Annotated in this window: 18 protein-coding genes; 8 read left to right on the top strand and 10 right to left on the bottom strand. The window is 43.5% G+C overall.

All coding sequences use genetic code 11. From position 1 onward, the window contains the following. Positions 1 to 52 precede the first annotated feature (52 nt). From B2575_RS05000 to B2575_RS04980, 5 genes are all read left to right on the top strand, one after another. Positions 53 to 709 (top strand): ATP-binding cassette domain-containing protein, encoded by a 657-nt coding sequence (locus B2575_RS05000; protein ID WP_296240418.1) that lies wholly within the window; start codon positions 53 to 55, stop codon positions 707 to 709. A 64-nt stretch (positions 710 to 773) separates the two neighbouring features. Continuing rightward, positions 774 to 1,409, top strand: coding sequence for a CDP-alcohol phosphatidyltransferase family protein (locus B2575_RS04995; protein ID WP_296240417.1), 636 nt, complete (start codon positions 774 to 776; stop codon positions 1,407 to 1,409). 24 nt (positions 1,410 to 1,433) lie between these two features. Beyond that, positions 1,434 to 2,243, top strand: coding sequence for a sterol desaturase family protein (locus B2575_RS04990; protein ID WP_045454347.1), 810 nt, complete (start codon positions 1,434 to 1,436; stop codon positions 2,241 to 2,243). Between the two features lie 236 nt (positions 2,244 to 2,479). After that, positions 2,480 to 3,034, top strand: a complete 555-nt coding sequence (locus tag B2575_RS04985) for a carboxymuconolactone decarboxylase family protein (RefSeq protein ID WP_045454350.1) — start codon at positions 2,480 to 2,482, stop codon at positions 3,032 to 3,034. Between the two features lie 28 nt (positions 3,035 to 3,062). Beyond that, a complete protein-coding gene (locus B2575_RS04980) occupies positions 3,063 to 3,716 on the top strand; it encodes a DsbA family oxidoreductase (RefSeq protein WP_296240415.1) in 654 nt (217 codons plus the stop codon). Between the two features lie 193 nt (positions 3,717 to 3,909). On the opposite strand, the gene B2575_RS04975 is transcribed toward B2575_RS04980, so the two are convergent. The 6 genes from B2575_RS04975 to speB form a co-directional block, all read right to left on the bottom strand. Then, positions 3,910 to 4,521 (bottom strand): TetR/AcrR family transcriptional regulator, encoded by a 612-nt coding sequence (locus tag B2575_RS04975; RefSeq protein ID WP_296240414.1) that lies wholly within the window; start codon positions 4,519 to 4,521, stop codon positions 3,910 to 3,912. 185 nt (positions 4,522 to 4,706) lie between these two features. Next, positions 4,707 to 6,242, bottom strand: a complete 1,536-nt coding sequence (locus tag B2575_RS04970) for an aldehyde dehydrogenase family protein (protein ID WP_296240413.1) — start codon at positions 6,240 to 6,242, stop codon at positions 4,707 to 4,709. Between the two features lie 192 nt (positions 6,243 to 6,434). Next, on the bottom strand, positions 6,435 to 7,841 hold the full coding sequence (locus B2575_RS04965; protein ID WP_296240412.1) for a YjiH family protein: 1,407 nt from the start codon (positions 7,839 to 7,841) through the stop codon (positions 6,435 to 6,437). Further along, complete coding sequence (dld, locus tag B2575_RS04960; RefSeq protein WP_296240411.1) at positions 7,822 to 9,627, bottom strand: D-lactate dehydrogenase; 1,806 nt, start codon at positions 9,625 to 9,627, stop codon at positions 7,822 to 7,824. The genes B2575_RS04965 and dld overlap by 20 nt, the downstream gene beginning before the upstream one ends. Positions 9,628 to 9,784: 157 nt before the next feature. Next, positions 9,785 to 11,509 carry a 5-guanidino-2-oxopentanoate decarboxylase gene (locus tag B2575_RS04955; protein ID WP_296240410.1) on the bottom strand — a complete coding sequence of 575 codons (1,725 nt, stop codon included), beginning with the start codon at positions 11,507 to 11,509 and terminating at the stop codon, positions 9,785 to 9,787. 123 nt (positions 11,510 to 11,632) lie between these two features. Continuing rightward, on the bottom strand, positions 11,633 to 12,601 hold the full coding sequence (speB, locus tag B2575_RS04950) for an agmatinase (protein WP_055125012.1): 969 nt from the start codon (positions 12,599 to 12,601) through the stop codon (positions 11,633 to 11,635). A 234-nt stretch (positions 12,602 to 12,835) separates the two neighbouring features. Here speB and B2575_RS04945 point away from each other — a divergent pair, with 234 nt between their 5' ends. After that, a complete protein-coding gene (locus B2575_RS04945; RefSeq protein WP_201604230.1) occupies positions 12,836 to 13,735 on the top strand; it encodes a LysR family transcriptional regulator in 900 nt (299 codons plus the stop codon). 40 nt (positions 13,736 to 13,775) lie between these two features. Here the strand turns inward: B2575_RS04945 and B2575_RS04940 are convergent, their stop codons facing one another. The 4 genes from B2575_RS04940 to B2575_RS04925 all read right to left on the bottom strand — a co-directional run bounded on the left by B2575_RS04940 (position 13,776) and on the right by B2575_RS04925 (position 18,903). Continuing rightward, positions 13,776 to 15,551 (bottom strand): potassium/proton antiporter, encoded by a 1,776-nt coding sequence (locus B2575_RS04940; protein WP_296240407.1) that lies wholly within the window; start codon positions 15,549 to 15,551, stop codon positions 13,776 to 13,778. A gap of 214 nt (positions 15,552 to 15,765) precedes the next feature. Further along, a complete protein-coding gene (locus B2575_RS04935) occupies positions 15,766 to 16,101 on the bottom strand; it encodes a GlpM family protein (RefSeq protein ID WP_227676529.1) in 336 nt (111 codons plus the stop codon). 193 nt (positions 16,102 to 16,294) lie between these two features. Next, on the bottom strand, positions 16,295 to 17,965 hold the full coding sequence (locus B2575_RS04930; RefSeq protein WP_296240406.1) for an alpha-keto acid decarboxylase family protein: 1,671 nt from the start codon (positions 17,963 to 17,965) through the stop codon (positions 16,295 to 16,297). A gap of 713 nt (positions 17,966 to 18,678) precedes the next feature. Then, entirely contained in the window at positions 18,679 to 18,903 is a 225-nt protein-coding gene (locus B2575_RS04925) for a helix-turn-helix domain-containing protein (RefSeq protein ID WP_131401335.1), read from the bottom strand. A 196-nt stretch (positions 18,904 to 19,099) separates the two neighbouring features. Between B2575_RS04925 and B2575_RS04920 the strand changes: the two genes are divergently transcribed. Together B2575_RS04920 and B2575_RS04915 are read left to right on the top strand one after the other, a co-directional pair. Then, positions 19,100 to 19,315 (top strand): hypothetical protein, encoded by a 216-nt coding sequence (locus B2575_RS04920; protein ID WP_011513303.1) that lies wholly within the window; start codon positions 19,100 to 19,102, stop codon positions 19,313 to 19,315. A gap of 17 nt (positions 19,316 to 19,332) precedes the next feature. After that, the coding region (locus tag B2575_RS04915; RefSeq protein WP_296240403.1) for an Arm DNA-binding domain-containing protein at positions 19,333 to 19,611 on the top strand (279 nt) is incomplete at its 3' end.

Raw genomic sequence — 19,611 nt, 5'->3', positions numbered from 1 at the left:
GCACTGATTTTGAAAAACAACTCACTATAAAAACGCAGATAAAGGGCTCTTGATGCAATCCTCTTTACAGATAAAAGACTTACAGTTATATCGACAAGGCGAGCTATTACTGAGCCTAGATGAGCAGATTGCTGGTGGTGAAATACTAACTATTATGGGTCCATCTGGTAGTGGTAAATCAAGCTTGTTGAACTGGCTCACAGGTATATTGCCAAATGGTTTCACCGCTACTGGTGAGGTTTGGTTAAATGATAAAAATGTAAGTCATTTGCCGACGCACTTGCGTCATATTGGGGTACTGTATCAAGACGCCCTACTGTTTTCGCATTTATCGGTCGCAGGTAATATTGCTTTTGCGATGCCTCAAGACAATAAGAATAGCGCTGAGAAGCTCAATAAAAAACAGCGCCGTGAAAAAATAGAGCAGGCACTTGAACAAGTTGGTCTAGCAGGCATGGAAAATCGCCATCCCGATAATTTATCAGGCGGACAACAAGCACGCGTGGCGCTACTGCGCACTTTGCTCAGCGCACCAAAAGCGATACTACTCGATGAGCCTTTTAGCAAGCTTGATACCCAACTTCGAGTAGATACGCGGCAACTGGTATTTGAGCAAATCCGCACTCATAAACTTCCCGCCATCATGGTCACGCACGATTATAGCGATGCCGAGGCCGCAAAGGGTAAAGTTATTCATTTAGACCTGTAGTTTTAAAGTTATCGTTTTATACATAAAGTCTTAAACGTCAAAGCGAAATACAAAAGGCAAGCGCATGCTAGACAAATTTCTCACGCCCATGGTTAAGCCGATACTAGCCCCTGTGGTCGTTGTATTACATAAACGCGGCATCACGGCTGATCAACTCACGGTGGCAGGTTTTTTAATCGGTATGTTAGCCTTGCCGTTACTCGCATTTGAGCTTTGGTATGGCGCACTGGCAGTCATTGCATTGAATCGTATTTTTGATGGTCTTGATGGCGCTTTAGCCCGTTATGCAAAGCAAAGTTCTAGCGCAGGCGGCTACTTAGATATTACGCTCGACTTTTTATTTTATGCCGCCATCCCGCTGGGTTTTATATTGGCAAATCCTGAACAGAATGCCATTGCTGGCGCTTTATTACTCGCGACCTTTATTGGCACAGGCTCTAGCTTCTTAGCGTTTGCCATTGCTGCGGAAAAGTTTACACTGGATAAACCGCAGTTTAAATATAAGAGTTTTTATTATTTAAACGGTTTGACGGAAGGCACAGAAACCATTGCGCTGTTTGTCGCTTTTTGCCTGTGGCCACAGCACTTTGTATTACTTGCCAGCATTTTTGCCACAGCCTGCGCGATTACGATTTCTACCCGTATCCATGGCGGCTACCATACCCTTAAGCAGCTAGAAATAGATAAAAACAGTATATAAATATAATAAGTTAAGAGGCAGCTAATGACTAACGAAGTATGGTGGCGGCTTGGGTTCTTTTTAAGCATTTTAGTGATTATGATGCTGATAGAATGGCGCATGCCTGCACGTCAAGCACCGATCAAAAGCAGCAAACGCTGGTTCGCTAACTTTGGCTTGGTTTTTATCTCGTCAGTTATTGCTCGTCTAGCGGTGCCTGTCGGTCTAACGGCTGTGGCGCTGTATAATCAGCAGCATGGCATTGGTCTATTTAATATCATCAATTTGCCAAGCATTGTCGTCGTCATACTAAGCTTGATATTGCTCGACATCATCATTTACTGGCAGCATCGATTATTTCACCGCGTGCCTATGCTATGGCGTTTACATAAAGTCCATCACGCTGATGCGCATGTTGATGCCAGCACAGGGCTTAGGTTTCATCCCATTGAAATCATTTTAAGCATTCTAGTAAAGCTCGTTGCCGTCAGCTTGTTGGGCGTTCCTGCCATCGCCGTATTGATATTTGAGATTGCGTTAAATGGCTTAGCGATATTTAACCATGCCAATATTCGCCTGCCACCTGCGCTTGAAAAACCGCTACGCTTAATATTAATGACGCAGATTTTGCACCGTATTCACCATAGCCAACGCGTTAGTGAGACCAACTCAAACTATGGTTTTAGTGTCATTTGGTGGGATTGGATTTTTGGTAGTTATAAGGGTAAAGCAAAGCAGTCTGATAATGAGCTAGATATTGGGCTAAAAGAATACCCAGCAGCCAAACAAAATGCCTCGCTATGGGGATTGTTAACCATGCCATTTAGCAATAATTTGGTTAAGAAAAACAAATAACTGTCGTGATGCCGCCTAGCTTTGAATGTAAACGAAATTTACAAACAACTTGAGCATTCTCTCAAATATTATTTGAACGATTGCTCAAAATGGATTATAGTGGCTGCAGTTGTTGAGCGACTCACGAAAATCTCACTTATAAAATTGAGTACTCACTCAACTATATAATAGGTTCTCAAGTCGCTTATACACTTACTTTTATAAAAATTCACTAATAATGATTAAAAGGTTTTAATATGACTGAATTTACCCTACACGACAAAGACACAGCCCCAGCAGCAAGCAAAGACTTACTTGACGTTTCTATCAAAGCGTTTGGTATGGTACCTAATCTACATGCCGTCATGGCTGAAGCGCCTGGCTTGCTCGAAGGCTATCAACGTCTGCATCAGTTGTTTTTAGACAGCAGTTTTGATGATGAGGAAGTCACGGTCGTATGGCAAACCATCAACGTAGAGCATGAGTGTCATTACTGTGTACCCGCTCATACTGGTATCGCAAAAAGCATGAAAGTAGACGACGCCATTACTGAAGCATTACGTAATGAGACACCTCTACCAACTGCAAAACTAGAAGCATTACGCGACTTTACGCTATCGGTCGTTCGTGATCGTGGTAATGTAAATGATGACGCAGTGCAAGCGTTCTTAGATGCAGGCTTTACTAAACGTCAGATTTTGGAAGTGGTTCTTGCAGCGGCTCAAAAAGTGATGAGTAACTACACCAACCATTTGGCCAACACGCCAATCGACAAGCCTTTCCAAAAGTTTGAATGGCATAAAGCTGTCTAATTATATAAGAACCAAATAAGGAGCCACTATGAGTAATTTAAAAAAACCATTACGAATAGATATCGTGTCAGACGTGGTCTGCCCTTGGTGCGCTATCGGCTATAGTCAACTAGCCGAGGCATTAAAACAAACCAACACTCCACACGAGATTCACTGGCATCCATTTGAGTTAAATCCTAATACACCGCACGAAGGACGAAACTATCGTGAGCATATCATGGAGAAGTACGGTACGACTGCTGAGGACATTAAAGAGAGCCGAGCTAGAATGACAGCAGCAGGTGAAGAAGCTGGATTTAATTTTCAGTTTACCGATGAGTTTCGTACTTACAACACTTTTAATACGCATCAGTTGCTGTATTGGGCCGATCAGCAAGGACGTATGCACGACCTAAAACAAGCATTGTTCGTCGCACACTTCGTCGATAATAAAAATGTAGCTGACAGTACCGTACTTGCAGATGTCGCAGCAGAAATCGGACTGGATCGTAGCGAAGCACTAGCGGTCTTAGAAGACCAGCGATTTGCGGCAGCAGTAGAAAAAGAAAAACAGCATTGGCAACAGCAAGGCATTCAAAGTGTGCCATCTATGGTTTTCAATGAGCGTCATTTAATTAGCGGCGCACAAGGTGTTGAAAATTATAAAAGCATTTTGCAGCAGTTGGCTGATATACCAGACTAAATTATCTGATTAATGATTGCGTCTTCAAAACTAAGAGTTTTAGAAAAGCTAAGGGTTTTAGAGTTACTGTATAGTCTCTGGCTATACAGTAACTCTAAAACCCTTTTTTCATACCAAAAATATCTTAGCAATCAGCCTTACCTAATCGGCAATAACCTTTTAGCAGTGCTTATTTGCAAATAGTCAACATGCACTACTCGCCAACAGGCTCATCAATACGCAGCGCTTCTATGGAGAGCGCCATATCTTCAGCCAACGCTTGCACCGCTGCACTCTCGACATCACGCTGCGCAAAAGCACGCAGCCCCATGATTTCCGCCTGTAGTCGTCGTCCAAGCCTAGTCGGATCCAACTTACTATCCAATTCACCCAGCCGCTGTGCTTCGGTAAAGTAATTTATAAAACGCAGCTCCATACCTGCCAACAGCATTTCAACTTTTTGTAGCGCTGTCTGCTCACGAGCACCAAGCTCCAGTAAGCTTTTGACCAACATGCAAGCCTGACTCGGCAGCCCTTTATCACGAATACCGCCCAGCTGACGCACGAAAGCGGCTAACCCCAACAGCGGCGATTGATAAGCGCCCATTACCCGCTTAAGCTCACTCAAACCTAGGCGAGCATAGTAGTCTAACGCTTCTTGAAATAATCCATCTTTACTGCCAAACGCAGCATAAATGCTTCCCGGACGCATATCGAGCGCCTCTTCTATATCTTTTAAAGAAGTAGCATGAAAGCCTTTTTGCCAAAAAAGCTGTAATGCGCGTTCTAAGGCATCCTGACGGTTATAAAGTGCGGTACGTGACATAGTTTTTCCATCTCAAAAGCCGTAACCTCATGTAAAAATAAGCACAGCGATAAAATTTGAATGATTGCTCAATTTTATCTTGAATGGCATTCTTAGTCCAGTAAAGTTAATTTACAAAGCAAATACCTCATTTAGCGATTGGTAGCAATATCAATGTCTTAATGAGATATGAAAGCGCCCAACGTTTAAGCCGTCAATAGCACATGCTTGCTTTTTTGATATGCAGACAAGCCATCCACACCCAGCTCACGCCCGATACCGCTTTGCTTAAACCCGCCCCACCCTGACTCTGGCAATACAATCTGTTGTTCATTGATCCAAATGTGACCCGCTTGTATCTGTAGCGCCATCTCTATTGCCGCCGTTTCATCAGCGCTAACAATGCTCGCTGCCAACGCATACTTACTATCATTGGCTAAAGAAATTGCCTCTGCATGGTCTGTAAACGTTTGACTCACTAGTACTGGCCCAAAAACCTCCTCTGTCCATAATCGACTGGTCACTGGAACATTGGTATAAATGGTCGGCATCGCAAAATACCCTTGCCGATTTAAAACCTCACCACCAGTGAGACAAGTCAGGCTTTCGGCAGCAGCAATGTCAAAATATTTTTTTACTTGATTCAGTTGCTGCTCACTAACCAGTGGACCCATTTGCGTGTCAGTGTCAAAGCCATCACCGATTTTCAGACTTTCTGTCTTAACTTTTAATGTCTCAAACAACGACTGAGCAATGCTTTCATGAACAAGCAGCCTTGATGTGGCTGAACATATCTGACCAGCATTGGTAAATATACCACCGATGATTAAATCACAAGCGTCGTCGATATCAGCATCTGCACATACGACGATGGCTGACTTACCGCCCAGCTCTAGACTGATATCTTTGATACCTTTTGCCGCTTGGCTCATTACCTTTTCACCAACGGCGTTGCTACCAGTAAAAGAAATTTTGTCGATTAATGGATGGCAGGTCATGGCAGCGCCCACTTCAGCTGCACCCGGTAAAATATTAACGACTCCTTTCGGTAGTTTAATAGCAGACAATATATTGCCCAGCATCAACTCTGGCAATAATGTCACCTCGGAGGGCTTTAATAGTACCGTACAGCCTGCAGCCAATGCAGGGGCTAACTTCCAAGCAGTGGTCACCATTGGGAAATTCCATGGGACAATAAGGGCGCAAATACCAACAGGCGCATACGTTTTTAGCAAGCGTATGCCTGACTCGCTGGTGGATACCTCCGACCAAGTCGCTTGTTCTGTGATGAGATTGGCATAATAGCGATAGCAGGCAATGGCATCGCTCACGTCTATTTTTGCCTCTTCAATGGGCTTACCATTATTTAACACAGACAATCCCACCAATTTGTCAAACTGCTCCTCCATCGTCTCGGCAATGGCATTGAGATACGATGCGCGCTCGCTTACAGCAGTTTGCGACCAAGATGGGTACGCCGCAGAAGCCGCATTGACTGCCATTTCTACCTGTGTATTGGTACACAATCGAGTGGTAGCGATGATTGTTCCCGAATTTGAATCATATAAATCATAACTTGAATCATGATTCGAATCATAGCTATCAGCGTCAGCAGTATCGGTAGCAGGCGCTTCAATAGTCATCCATTTGCCATCTATATAAGCTGCATTTAACATCACTTCATCGTGAACCGTTTGGATGGCGCTTTCCCTCGTTAAACTGTTAGCATTCGTCATTTCCATGATGGTCAATCACCTTATATGGTTTGATATAATTTTTTTATACCTATTGTCTTTGATTGCATTTATAAGTGTCTATATAAATCATTCGCTAAATAATCAGTTTATTCTTTAGTTAGATAAACCGATTATTTAGCACATTATCGTTATACTACAGGCTGGGTTGATGAGCCTGAGTTAATATTGACTGCATGGCTAATAAAGTAAATGCGCCACTGAAGTAATCACCACCAAACTGATCAGAGTACGAAGAATAAAAATCATGAACAGCTCTAACACATTAAGCTTAATGTTTGATTTCAAAATCAGCGCGCCCACTTCAGACATATAAATAATCTGAGTAATAGAACATGCACCAACGATGAATCTTGTCATCTCACTCTCAATACTTTTGCCGACCAAGGCTGGCAAATACATATCCGCAAAGCCCATAATCATTGCTGGAGCCGCCTCTGCTGCCTCTGGAATCTGTAACAAATCAAGCAGCGGTACCAACGGTGTAGACAACCATTTAAACACAGGCGTATATTCGGCTAAGCCCAGACCAATCGTACCAATTGCGAAAATCACGGGGATTAGCCCAAAATAGATATCGAATAGATTTTTTACACTACGTTTGAACACTTGACCCAGACTTGGCATTGAGTGTGCGCGCGTCACAGCACGATTGACCGCCCATTGGTAGGTCGTGTACTGAGCAGGAATCCCTTCATCAAGCATACTTTTGCCAGAATGATAGGTGTCAGGCTTTAAGGAGAGTGGCGGTATACGCGGCATAATAATCGCGGCGATAAAGCCTGTTAAAGCAATGGTCAGATAAAAATAAACAAAGTTATCGTCTACGCCGATGGTTTTGGCGACGACATAAGTAAAAGCGATCGAAGTCACCGAAAAAGTCGTCGCGATAATCGCCGCTTCACGCTGGCTATAGTAGCTTTTATCATACTCTTGCATGGTCACCAGCAAGCCGATAGAAGCTGCGCCAAACCAAGAGGACATGGCATCTACCGCTGAGCGTCCTGGCAACTTAAACAACTTGACAAATATTTTGCTCGCCAGTGTGCCCAAAAACTCCATCAAACCAAAATCTGTCAAAAACGGTAACGATAAAATGGCGAAGAAAAACAAAGGAATCAAAATCGGTATCAAATCTTCGAAAATGACGCCGCCTGTATTACGATTAATAATAAACTCAGGGCCGACTTGCAGATAAATCATCCAGACAAACACCATCCCTAGCAATCGGGCAGTGAGCCAAAACCAATCAACATCGAAGAGTTTTTTGACCATAGAGTCTTCATGCAGGTTGGGTTTTAACACCTTCACAGCCAACGCCCCAAGAAAGGAGGTCGTCACGATTGCCATTGCCACATAAACGACATAACCACCCAACAAAGCTTGCAAAGCGTCCGTTAACACACCCAATAAAATCGTAACCTTTCCGTCCCATTGAAACGGAATAATAAATAGTGCAATGCCCAATGCTGAAAACAATAAAAACTTCCACATTGACGCACGCCACTGCTCTCCTTGCGGCGTTTCTGAATCGACAACATCGTTTCCTAATATCGGTTGCTGCGACTTATCGAGATAATTCGTCATTTAATTCCTCCTTGATGGGCGACGATCGCCAATTTTTCCATTTTGCTGTCTGACCAATGCCTGGATTTAGCGAATTGGTCGGATCTAGTTTTTTATAAAAAGTATGTAGTGCAGGTTTTGCGGTATAGACATGACCCACGTTGTGTTCAGCAGGGTACTCTATACGACGTCGATCATAAAACGCCAATAGCTCATCCTTGAATTTTTTTGCATCCACTTCAGGGTATAACAGATAATCTTGGTGCATGACATGGCAGAAAAAATGCCCCAAATAAAAGGTTTTACTGACCTGCTTTTGTAAGTTAATAGGTAGCACTTCATCCCAATCTACAGCATTCCGTGGTAAGGCAATATCGGTAGACAACAGCGCGCCAAACCTTGTGTGGTTAAGATTGTGATAACGAAACATGGCAACGGTTGCCGCACTACGAAACACCAATAATGCTTGGGATTCTGCTGCTGTACAAAGATGTACGACGCCTTGATGCTGCTGCATATGGGACTGTAGAAATGCTTGGGCTGCGGCAATATGACCATGACTGCCGTTATCATTGCTATTATCATCGTTATTGCTATTCGCGACTTTAATGATTAAATGATAACGATAGGAGCACGCCTGCTCAGCCAAAGAATTGGGTAATGACGGCGGCATGAAAACACCAGTCATTTGTAGCAGCCGATCTGGTAAAGTCTGAGGCAGTCGCCATTTATCCAAATAATAGCCAATCTTGGCTTGTAACCGATACAGCGCTCCTATCTTACTGGCTGGCAGTTTTCGCATACTCAAGCAAGTATCACGGCCATAGCGCATGGTAATATCGTTGTAATTTTTGTGCATATATTCTGCCAAAATAGGCAGGTTTAGCTCGCTTTTTAACCACTGTTGCCTGAGTGTGGTCAAAGTATCGGCATCATTGGTCGAGATATAGAACGTTTGCTCTTGCGTCGGTTTGGCAAATGTCGCGACTCGAACTGCGAAGACGATGACTTTGCCTGCTGAACCAGAGGCTTCATATAATCCGTTAGGGTCATTATTAAATCTAGCAGGTGTGTCTGCCTCGCAATCGCGCACCTTGTGTTGATAATGGTGATTTTTACAGGACTTCCTGTTGGCACTCTCTGGATTTTTATTGAACGTGCCAGTTTGTAAGTTTCTAAGTATCTCTTCTGGATCTGCACCTAAATCAATGCCTAAGTGATTGATTAATTCAAACTCACCCATGGCATTACGTTTGGCAAATAGCGACATCTCGGTATACGCTGGACCACGCTGCACCAACATACCGCCAGAGCTGTTGCAAATACCGCCAATCACCGAAGCACCAACACAACTTGAGCCCAGCACTGAATGCGGCTCACGCCCTAACGGCGCAAGCTGAGACTCCAACTGCTGGAGGCTAGCCGCTGGCAAAGCAACCAGCTCTGCTGCATCATTGAGCAGATGAACACCGCCCAATCGTTGCATAGAAATCACAACGACTGCTCGATCGTACTCTCCGTACGGTGTCGAGCCTCCGGTCAACCCTGTGTTAGCAGCCTGTGCAATAATAATCACATCAGTCGCCGCACAGAGATTAATGACGCGCCATAGTGCCACAAGAGAGTCTGGTATCACAACTGCCGCGACAGCATCCGTGATAGAAGCAATCGCCCCTTGTGTATACGACTGCTGCTGGCTGGGTTTGGTCAATACATTGGTCGCGCCAACAACGGCGGATAAATCCGTTAATAAGCTTGCCAGCGAGGTGCTCAAGCGACCAGACGAGCGGTTAGCATGTGGCATCATAGACGTTCTTCCTTGAGCGACCAGCCTTTATTATGCTTAGTGTTGGTATAGTTGGTTCAATATAATTTAGATACAAGAAAGGCGAGTGAAAGTACTACAAATAGTAGACTAAGCGAGCCTGACACCGTATCTGATTTATATAGGATTAACTATATTGTTAGCTAAAGCAGGTAAACGTCATACCCATTTCAATTAAAAAGTCATCGGCTTCATCAACTTCATAGATGATGGGTTGCTTGCCCTTGATGTCTTCTTTTAAAGCGTCGAGCAATTGCTGTTTGGCTGTGATTCTGCGATAACCTGCACCAAATCCTGCTGCCAGCGGCTCAAAGTTCGGCGTCTTAATATTAACCCCGATTAGTGGCAATCCACCCTCTTCCATATAACGACGAATTTCGCCATAGCCTTGGTTGTTCCACAGCAGCACAATCAATGGCAGCTCAAGCTCGGCAGCGCAGATGAGTTCTGCGATGGTAAATTGAATACCACCGTCGCCAATCAAGCTGACCACTGGACTGTTGGAACCAATCATGGCACCAATGGCAGCAGGCAAACCATAACCTAACGTGCCAAACCCTGTTGACGAGTTAAACCATCGACGCGTCGCCAATGCCTCAAAACCAAGATTGCCGCTATAGACAGGCTGCGTTGAATCACCAACGAAGATGACGTCTTTTACTTCATTTCGAATCAATTGAAGTAGCGCATTTTGCCCAGCAAAGTCTGGTGTCATTCCTGCTAATAGTGCTTTTTTTGCCTCGTTTACTCGTGATACCGCTTGATGATTTAACGCCTGACCCTTTAAACGACTACATAGACCACTTACCGCCATTTGCGCATCGGACAATACCGCGATATCGGCTCTAAAAGGACGCTGTAATTGCTGAGCATCGCAATCGATACGAATCAGCGTGCCATTGATTTTGAACTGGCCGTTAAAGAACACATCATAATCAGTTTCACCCAGCTCAGTACCAATCGCCAACACCCAATCAGCCTCAGCAATAACGGCGCGACCTGCGTCTAATGATTGGTTGCTACCCAAACTTAATGGATGGCTAGGTGGCAGCAAACCTTTGGCATTGATGGTCAGAAACGTCGGTGCATCGATAAGCCCTGCTAGGGTTTGCGCGTCATGATCGACATCGACGCAGCCACCACCATAAAGTATCACTGGATTTTTAGCCGCTTTTAGAGATTCAACGATCAAATCTAATTGCGCAGGATTGGGCAGCGGTCTCATTACTTGAGGTGACGTTAAACCATGTGCATCAGTCGATTTTTTTGCAAAGTTATTTAAATAATCAGAGGGCTTTGCGACATGGCTGGCATCGGCAGTAATCACATCAATGGGCAGCTGGATATGCACTGGCCCTGGACGTGCGCCATTAAATAATGCAAACGCTTCAGCGATGACCTTGGGTAACGATTCAGGCTGCCAGATGGTTTTGCTCGTAAGCGCTACCTTGCTCACCATACCTTGTTGGTCATGCAATTCATGTAAGTGCCCTTCACCACTACCGGTATCTTTTACCTTGTTAACACTAGATATCACTAACATTGGGATAGAATCAGCCAGTGCTTGCGCCATGGCCGTCATGATGTTCGTCATACCCGGACCTGTGATGATAAAACACACGCCAACTTTACCAGACGCGCGGTAATAGCCATCAGCCATAAACCCAGCGCCTTGCTCGTGACGCGGTGTCACGTGGCGGATGTTGGTGTTTGGCAGACCACGATATAGCTCGACCGTATGCACACCCGGAATACCAAATACGGTCTCTACCCCATAATACTCTAGCCACTGTACGAGCAACTCACCACATGTCAGAGACGGCGTGGCGGGCGCTGAAGAAGATGTTTGAAGCGTTTGCGTCATGAGTTAATCATCCTAAAAAGTTCAATCGCGTTTAAATAAGTTGTTCAGTGTTAAACCCAAGCTGCCCTTTAATCCCTTATAAAAAGCAGCTTAATAAAAGCAGTTTGCGATTACAAATCATTCTTAATACACCGCCTTTACCTTATCGTCATAGCGCACACCCGGTAAGATACATAGCATCTCAAACAGTAAGTTTGCCGCCAATACTGAGGTGTTACCAAATGGATCATACGGCGGTGACACTTCTACTAAATCGCCACCTACCACATCAAGTCCGCGCATACCGCGAATGATTTCTATCGCTTGCGTTGAGGTCAAGCCACCGATTTCAGCAGTGCCCGTACCCGGTGCAAAAGCAGGATCAATTCCATCGATATCGAAACTTAAATAGACGGGGCCATCACCGAGCTTTTCGCGTACTTCTGCCATCAATGGTGTCAGCGACTTGTACCAGCATTCTTCGGCAGGTACCACACGAAAGCCTTGCTGGGTTGACCAATCAAACTCTTCGGCGCTATAGCCTGTACCACGTAAGCCAATCTGTACCACGCGGTTGCCATCGATTAAGTTCTCTTCGACAGCACGGCGGAACGGTGTACCATGAGCGATTTTTTCGCCAAACATCTCATCGTTGATATCTGCATGCGCATCAATATGCACCATGCCGACAGGGCCGTGTTTTTTGGCAAGCGCACGCAAGATAGGCAAGGCAATGGTATGATCGCCGCCCAACGTCAATGGGATAGCCCCATGATTCACGATTTTATCAGTATAGAATTTTTCGATGATATCAATGCTTTTTAGCAAGTTGAAAGTATTGATAGGCACGTCGCCGATATCAGCAACTTGTAAAGACTCAAAAGGCGCTGCACGAGTGGCGACATTATAGGGACGAATCATGCGTGATTCATCACGAATTTGTCGTGGACCCAATCGCGCACCGCTACGGTTTGACGCACCGATATCTAAAGGCACACCCACAAACGCCACATCTAACCCTTCTGCATCAGCTTGAGTTGGCAAGCGCATCATAGAAGCAAAGCCGCCAAATCTTGGCATATCGTTGCCGCTTAATGGTTGATTGAATTTCATAAAATCACATCCTTGTTTCAGTTTGTTTAAAATAGGCAATTTTTTATATGCTTTGACAATACCTAAATATTTGAAGTCAGACCATGGTAAAATTTAGAAGTAAACTTCTGGTTTTTCGTAGTAATTTAGATTTAACCGTTATTATCAGAAGTTTGGTATAAATTTGATGTTAGAAAAGTGATAAATAGAAGATTTATTTTGATAGACATCATAGGTACTGAGGAATAATGACCGATGCTAGATGAATTGATAAAAATAGACATCAAAACCTTGCGTAGCTTTATGGCAATCGTAGAATGTCAGGGCGTGACAGCCGCACAGTCTCGCTTAAATGTGACGACCTCTGTCATTAGTGGTCATTTGACCCATTTAGAAGATCGCTTAGGTATGACGCTTTGTCATCGTGGACGCGCAGGTTTTAAGCTGACAGAAGATGGCGCAGCGGTTTATGAAGCCTGTTTGAGTTTTACCGAAGCGGTTGCCAGCTTTCAACATCAACTGCACTATATTCGCCAATTGGATTCGGTGCGTGGCGGTCATATCCGACTGTGTCTCATTGACCAGATGCCGACATTTTTTTATGATGCCTTGCGCCAATGCTTGGCTGCTAGCTATCGTGACAATCCCCTTATTCACTTTTCTATCGATGTGCAAAGCCCTGAAAGCATGCTAGAGAAGCTGCTAAGCAACGAGAGTGATATTGGTGTGGGATATTTTGGCAGTTTTCCACCACTACTCACTTTTCAGCCAGCATTTATTGAAAAGCAGGTGGTCTGCTGTGGACGCGAGCATCGATTGTTTTATGGGTCAGAAGGGTTAACTTTTGAGGATTTGGAACAAAACTATCCATGGATAAAACGAGGCTATATTACCGATTTGAGTATCAATCATGTCCGTCCAAAAACATTGAGTGCCACCACTTATCATATGGAGGCAACTGCGCAGCTCATTTTGGCGGGCCATCATGTTGGTTACTTGCCTAATGATTTAGCCAAGCGTTATGAAGAAATGGGGCTGATGAAAATACTATTGCCCAATGAGGCCAGTTACGAGGTCAAGCATCATTGGGCTTATCGAGAAAACTTACACAAACAAGTCGCCGAGTTTTTAAGTCAAATGACGCGTCTTTTGTGAATAATGACGGCAAATAGCTACATAGCTACCCTGCTATTAATCACTCTAGATGCTTTAAACCAATGGTTCTAAGCTTCCCTTTATCATCCACTTCTTTTATGACCAACGACCATTCGTCATTGATGTCGACCGTATCACCCGATACTGGCTTTATCTCTAAGCTATCATTGATATATTCAGCGACCGTTTGATCCCACATGCTTTTGGCGCTGTCCTCAGATTTGGATTTGAGTTTATCGACAAGCGACTCAGACGCCATAATACCGGTAAAAAACGGCAAATCTCCAAGCTTCACACTTGGGGATAGCAGCCAATCGCCATAAAAATCATCCATGGCTTTATGGTCAAGGGTCGTATCATTGAAAATCTTAGCAATTTGAGTGGCGTGGTTACCTGTCATCGCATACCACACCCTATCACCGCACTTGAGCTTGGTGTTTTCATCAACAACGATAATATGCTGCCTGCGTACCAAGGCAAAGACACTGATTTCATTAGGGCTTATGCGCTTAGAGATGGCCATTGGATGACGATCAATCGCAAATGCCCCTGACTTTACTTCAAACTCATATAAAGTAATGCTTGCTTTGTCAGATACCCAGACCTCATGCTCTTCTTCTGGGTCTTTATTACTAGGAATACGCACTTTAAATAAATTTGCCATAAAAGGAATGGTTGTGCCTTGTAAAATCAAAGACAAAACCACCACGCCAAAAGCAATATCAAACAACATAAAAGCGCCATCTATCCCTGCCATCACCGGTAATATGGCAAGCGTAATAGGAACCGCACCGCGCAGACCTACCCAAGAAATAAAGCCGATTTCTCTGTCTTTAAATTTAAAAGGTTTCACACTAGTATAGACCGCAATAGGGCGAGCAATAAAGATCATAAAAGCTGCAATCGCGACGGAGTAATACCAAACATCAATCACATGCGATGGCGTCACTAATAACCCTAGTACCACAAATAATACCGCTTGTGACAACCACGCAAAGCTATCCATCACCCGCATCACATGCTCAGTTGAGCGCACTTTATGGTTACCAATTAGCACACCAGTGAGATAAATTGCCAGAAATCCACTACCGCCAATCAGATTGGTTGCGGCAAAAACTGCCAAGCCCGCAGACATGATCAAAATGGCATACATACCCTCTGCCAAGTGTATTTTTGGTAATAGCCTCGCCAATAAATAACCAAACAGTAAGCCCATGCCCAAACCAAAGCCAAGTTGCTGTAATAACAACCCTAAAAAGCCCAGTATTGTCTGTCCAGCGGGATCAACATTTAAAGCGATCAATCCTGTCACCAGCAAAATAGCCAAAGGGTCGTTCGCGCCCGATTCTAGCTCCAATGTAGCCTGTACACGATCGTTAAGCTTGACGCCACCATTACGCAGCAATGAAAACACCGCTGCTGCATCGGTTGAACCAACGATGGCCGCCATCAATAAACCAAGACGCCAATCAACATCGAGTAGCCAGGTGACGAATATACCCAGTATCATTACCGTCGCAAGTACGCCCCAAGTGGCTAAGGTAATAGCAGGCTTGAGACCCACTCGAAATGACTTAAAAGACGTGCGCAGTCCACCATCTAACAAGATACAAGCAAGAGCCGCCTGCCCAACGAAATTAGCAAGCCCGTATTGGGCGAACTCGATACCTAAAATACCATCTTCGCCTGCCAACATCCCTACGATCAAAAACAACAGCAATAGCGGAACGCCTAAGCGCGCCGATAACGTACTTGCCATAATACTGGCGAAAATTAACAATGCCCCTACGAGATAGATGATATTTAAGGTATCCATCTTTTTTTAAGCCCTATTTTTATAAATTGTAATGAATGGAGTTATCGCGATCATTCTAATTTTAGTTTGCTACAGGTAGCACCATAAAATCGCTCTTAAGAATAACATCTACGACCGAATCTATAAAAATTATCTGTAGAAATATGTACCGAATTTTATATATACCTTTGATATATTGCCCTTTGACAGAGTTTACGTTTTTTTCTAACCACAACTAAGCCTGAATGTACTGCCATGTAAGGACCAAAATCGCTGCGGCTATTGTCCAAGCGACAACGCCGAACAGTAATGCCTTATATAAGCTGACGTAACCGATGCTAAAAAACACCACAAAGGTATAAATAAGGTGCGGTATGACACCGAGCATACTAAATATTAATGCAACTTTTAAATCGGCGGGGCTACGCTCAGTACCCACAATAAAGTGACTGATTAATGTAAATGTGGGGAACAATGGCGCGAGTGCTGCCAAATAAAAAAATCTGGTTTGCGCGAATAATTGAATCGCCAATACCATTAGAGCACCAATAAGCATTTTTAACCAAATCACGACGGGGTCATCTCCTATGGAATGATAAGGGCTGGAAATAGCCCAATCCACCATGATACTAAAGTCTGCAAACCGACATAAGAGTAATAGCTGATTAATTAATCTATATGATAAAAAAGTGCAAAAAGCCCCATCTAGCAATGGTGCTAAATGGGGCTATTCATTTTTATGAAGCGAGTTTTTTATTACTCACTCAATCGTTTTTTGGCTTCAGTGCGGCACTGATATCGGCGAGTAGTGGCGGGATATCATGCTTATCAGCGATGACCTCCAACATAACCAACTTGTCTTTTACAGCCGCTGCTTGCGTAAGAGCCGCTTTTAACTCGCCTGCTGTTTCTGCTTTTAGCAGCAGACTATTATCATCGGTAGCACCAAAAGCTTTTGGCATCATCTGCCAGTCACACTTAGGAATATCATTATAGCGCTGGTTTTCACCATGAATCGCCCGCTCCACGGTATAGCCATCATTATTAATCAGTACAATCACTGGATTTATATGCTCTTGAATCATCACCGCGATTTCTTGAATGGTCAACAAAGCTGAGCCATCACCAATTAATAAAACACTGCGCTTGTTTGGCGATGCAATAGCCGCACCCAAACTTGCCGGTAGCGTATAACCAATCGAACCCCACATTGGTTGTCCATAACAAGTCACGCCTTCTGGTAAACGTACATCACTGATACCAAAATACGCCGTTCCCTGTTCTGCAAACACCAAATTATTATGGTCTAGATGATCGGCAATGATATGCCATAGATCATCTTGAAGAATAGCCTCATCGTCCTTACCATGCTGCTCATGCGGCTTGACTTCTTTACAGAATTGCTTTGGCACAATATTAATATTTGAGGTCAAGACTTCATGTAGCGTTTTTAGGGCATCTTTTAGGGCAATGGGCGCAAAGTTTTTGCCAGCAATGCTCGCGCGCTCATAATGCAAATCAACCACTGTACTTTCATCAATATCTTGGCTAAAACCTGCCGTCGTAGTATCGGTATATTGCACACCGATTTTTATTAAGCACTCACAGTTTTCGACTGCATCCTTGACCACGGGACGTGATGCCACGCCAGCATAAGTCCCTGCCCAGCGCTCACTATTCTCGTCAAGCAAAGTTTTGCCCCACGATAAAGTCGTATAAGGAATATCTGTATCGGCAATCAATGCCTTAAGCTGATTTTGCAGCCCTAAACGATGCACCATCAAATCTGCCATCAGCGTCGTGGTTTTGTTTGGCAAAAACTCTATGAGCGCTTGCTTAAAGTCTGCCAATGCTGCTTGACTGGTGATGTCTTCTTGGCTATCAACAAGCTTTGTAGTCGGTGGATAAATAGGTTGACGAGCAACATCAGGCGATAGTAACAGGTAGCCCGGGCGATGTTTTTTAAGAATTAAACGAATCACACGGTCGATTTCTGAGGCAGCATTTTCAGGGGTAAGCTGCGCTCGTGCTACCGTGACCGGCTCTACCATTTTAATAAAATGATTGAACACGCCATCACCAAGTGAGTGATGGATGCGGCGCTTTGAATCTTGTAGAGCCGTACTTGGCGCGCCCACGATATGTAGCACTGGTGCATACTCAGCAAAAGAGCCTGCGGTCGCGTTAATCGCTGACAATTCTCCCACCCCAAAGGTCGTCACCATCGCCGCAAAGCCGCGCTCACGTGCATAGCCGTCAGCTGCGTAACCTGCATTTAACTCATTGGTGTTACCCACCCAGCGCAGCTTATCAGAGGCGATAATATTGTCTAAAAAAGTTAAGTTGAAATCACCAGGTACGCCAAATATCTCTGACGCGCCTGCTTCTGCGACACGATCAAACAAATAATCAGCGATGGTATATTGTTGACTCATAGTACTTATCCTTAAGTGTTATCTTTATAAATCATAAAAATGATTAATATGGTTAAAGTCATTATAAAACTGTATTCCAGCCTATTTATAGAAAGCAAAGCTTTTGGAATATAGATTACAACAATCTGTTATATCACAGATGAAGGCTAGGATAATATGGCAATTTACTATCTTTTACTTTTTTTCATACTAACTGTTGACACGTTCAAAAAAATGCGTATAATACGCCTTCATCAACTAACGATAGTTAATTGATAATTAGCGNNGAATCTCTTTTCCCGCTCCAAATACTTAAAAAGCCTCACTTAACAGTGAGGCTTTTTTTTGTCCAATTTTCGGGGGCTATAGCGTTTTTATATACTATTAATCCATCAAACTATTAAGTTAATCTAACGAGATAAAAGTCTCAAAATCAGCACCGTGACCAAAACGTGACCATTTCGTGCCCACGCTATAAATACTGATTTTGTAATTGACCCCAACTTATTATTCCTACCTTTATAAGAAGCGATGCTAAGAAATATTTTCTTAGCATCGCTTTTCCTTTTCTACTGCTTTTTTACAATTAGGTCATAGCGTGACCAAAACGTGACCAAATCATGAAAAAGTAAGTATTAAAAATAACCCCAACCTTAATTTTATACTTTGAAATGCCTTATATATAAGGCTATACCGCTGTTTCTCTACGCATATATTTCTAGTTTTATAGGTCTTCAGGACTGGTCACCAACATCTTTATTTGGCTGATAGATAAACAAGTCACCCACCTGCACGTCTAAAAACTCACATAGCTGGTCAATAGTATTGAAATCAATTCTTGATGACTCTTCATTATATAGTTTATGAAGGGTTGATTTACTCATGCCTGTTGCTCTTACAACATCTGCTACACGCAATTTTTTCTCTGCCAAAATAACAGGGAGTTTAGACACGATCATAAAATTTACCTCTTTTCGGGTAAAAATGCTTTACATTGCAGTAAAAAGGTAATATATTACACAAATCGGTCATTAATTACCTTTAAGCGGGTAATTTCCAACTGATTCCTTCAAGATGCATTTTTACAGGTCGATAAAATAATTTTTATTCTATCACTTAATGCAAAGACTTAATAACCGAAAAGAGGTAAATATCATGAGCAATACTTATTTAACAACTGATGAGCTAGCCGAACGTATCAAGTACGATGCACGTACTATTCGCAATCAAATGAAAGACACTGTCCTAATTGAGAATATCCATTACATACGCCCGTTTGGTGGTCGCAAGATCCTATATGTATGGGAACGTATCGAAGAGGATATGTGTAAACCTGTCATGAGCGCTATCAATGGAATGGCACTTCAATAAAAATAAGGAGATTTACTATGGCTACTATGCGAGGACGGTTTGGCAAGCTGGTCGTCGATTTCCGCTACTTAGGTAAGCGCTGTCGAGAAAAGACCAGTTTAGAAGATAACCCGGCTAATCGTAAAAAATTAGCGCAAGTAATGAAGAAAATGGAAGCAGAAATTACCCTAGGCATCTTCGACTACGCTGCTTACTTTCCAAAAAGTGAACGAGCACAGGAGATGACGGCACTGGCTGATAGAGCAGAAGCTTGTATCAGTCGCAATCCGACATTTAGACAGTTTGTCGATATTTGG

The sequence above is a fragment of the Psychrobacter sp. UBA6739 genome (genome assembly GCF_002453835.1).
In the GTDB taxonomy this organism is placed as follows: domain Bacteria; phylum Pseudomonadota; class Gammaproteobacteria; order Pseudomonadales; family Moraxellaceae; genus Psychrobacter; species Psychrobacter immobilis_A.
This window is presented reverse-complemented; position numbering and strand designations above follow the sequence as displayed.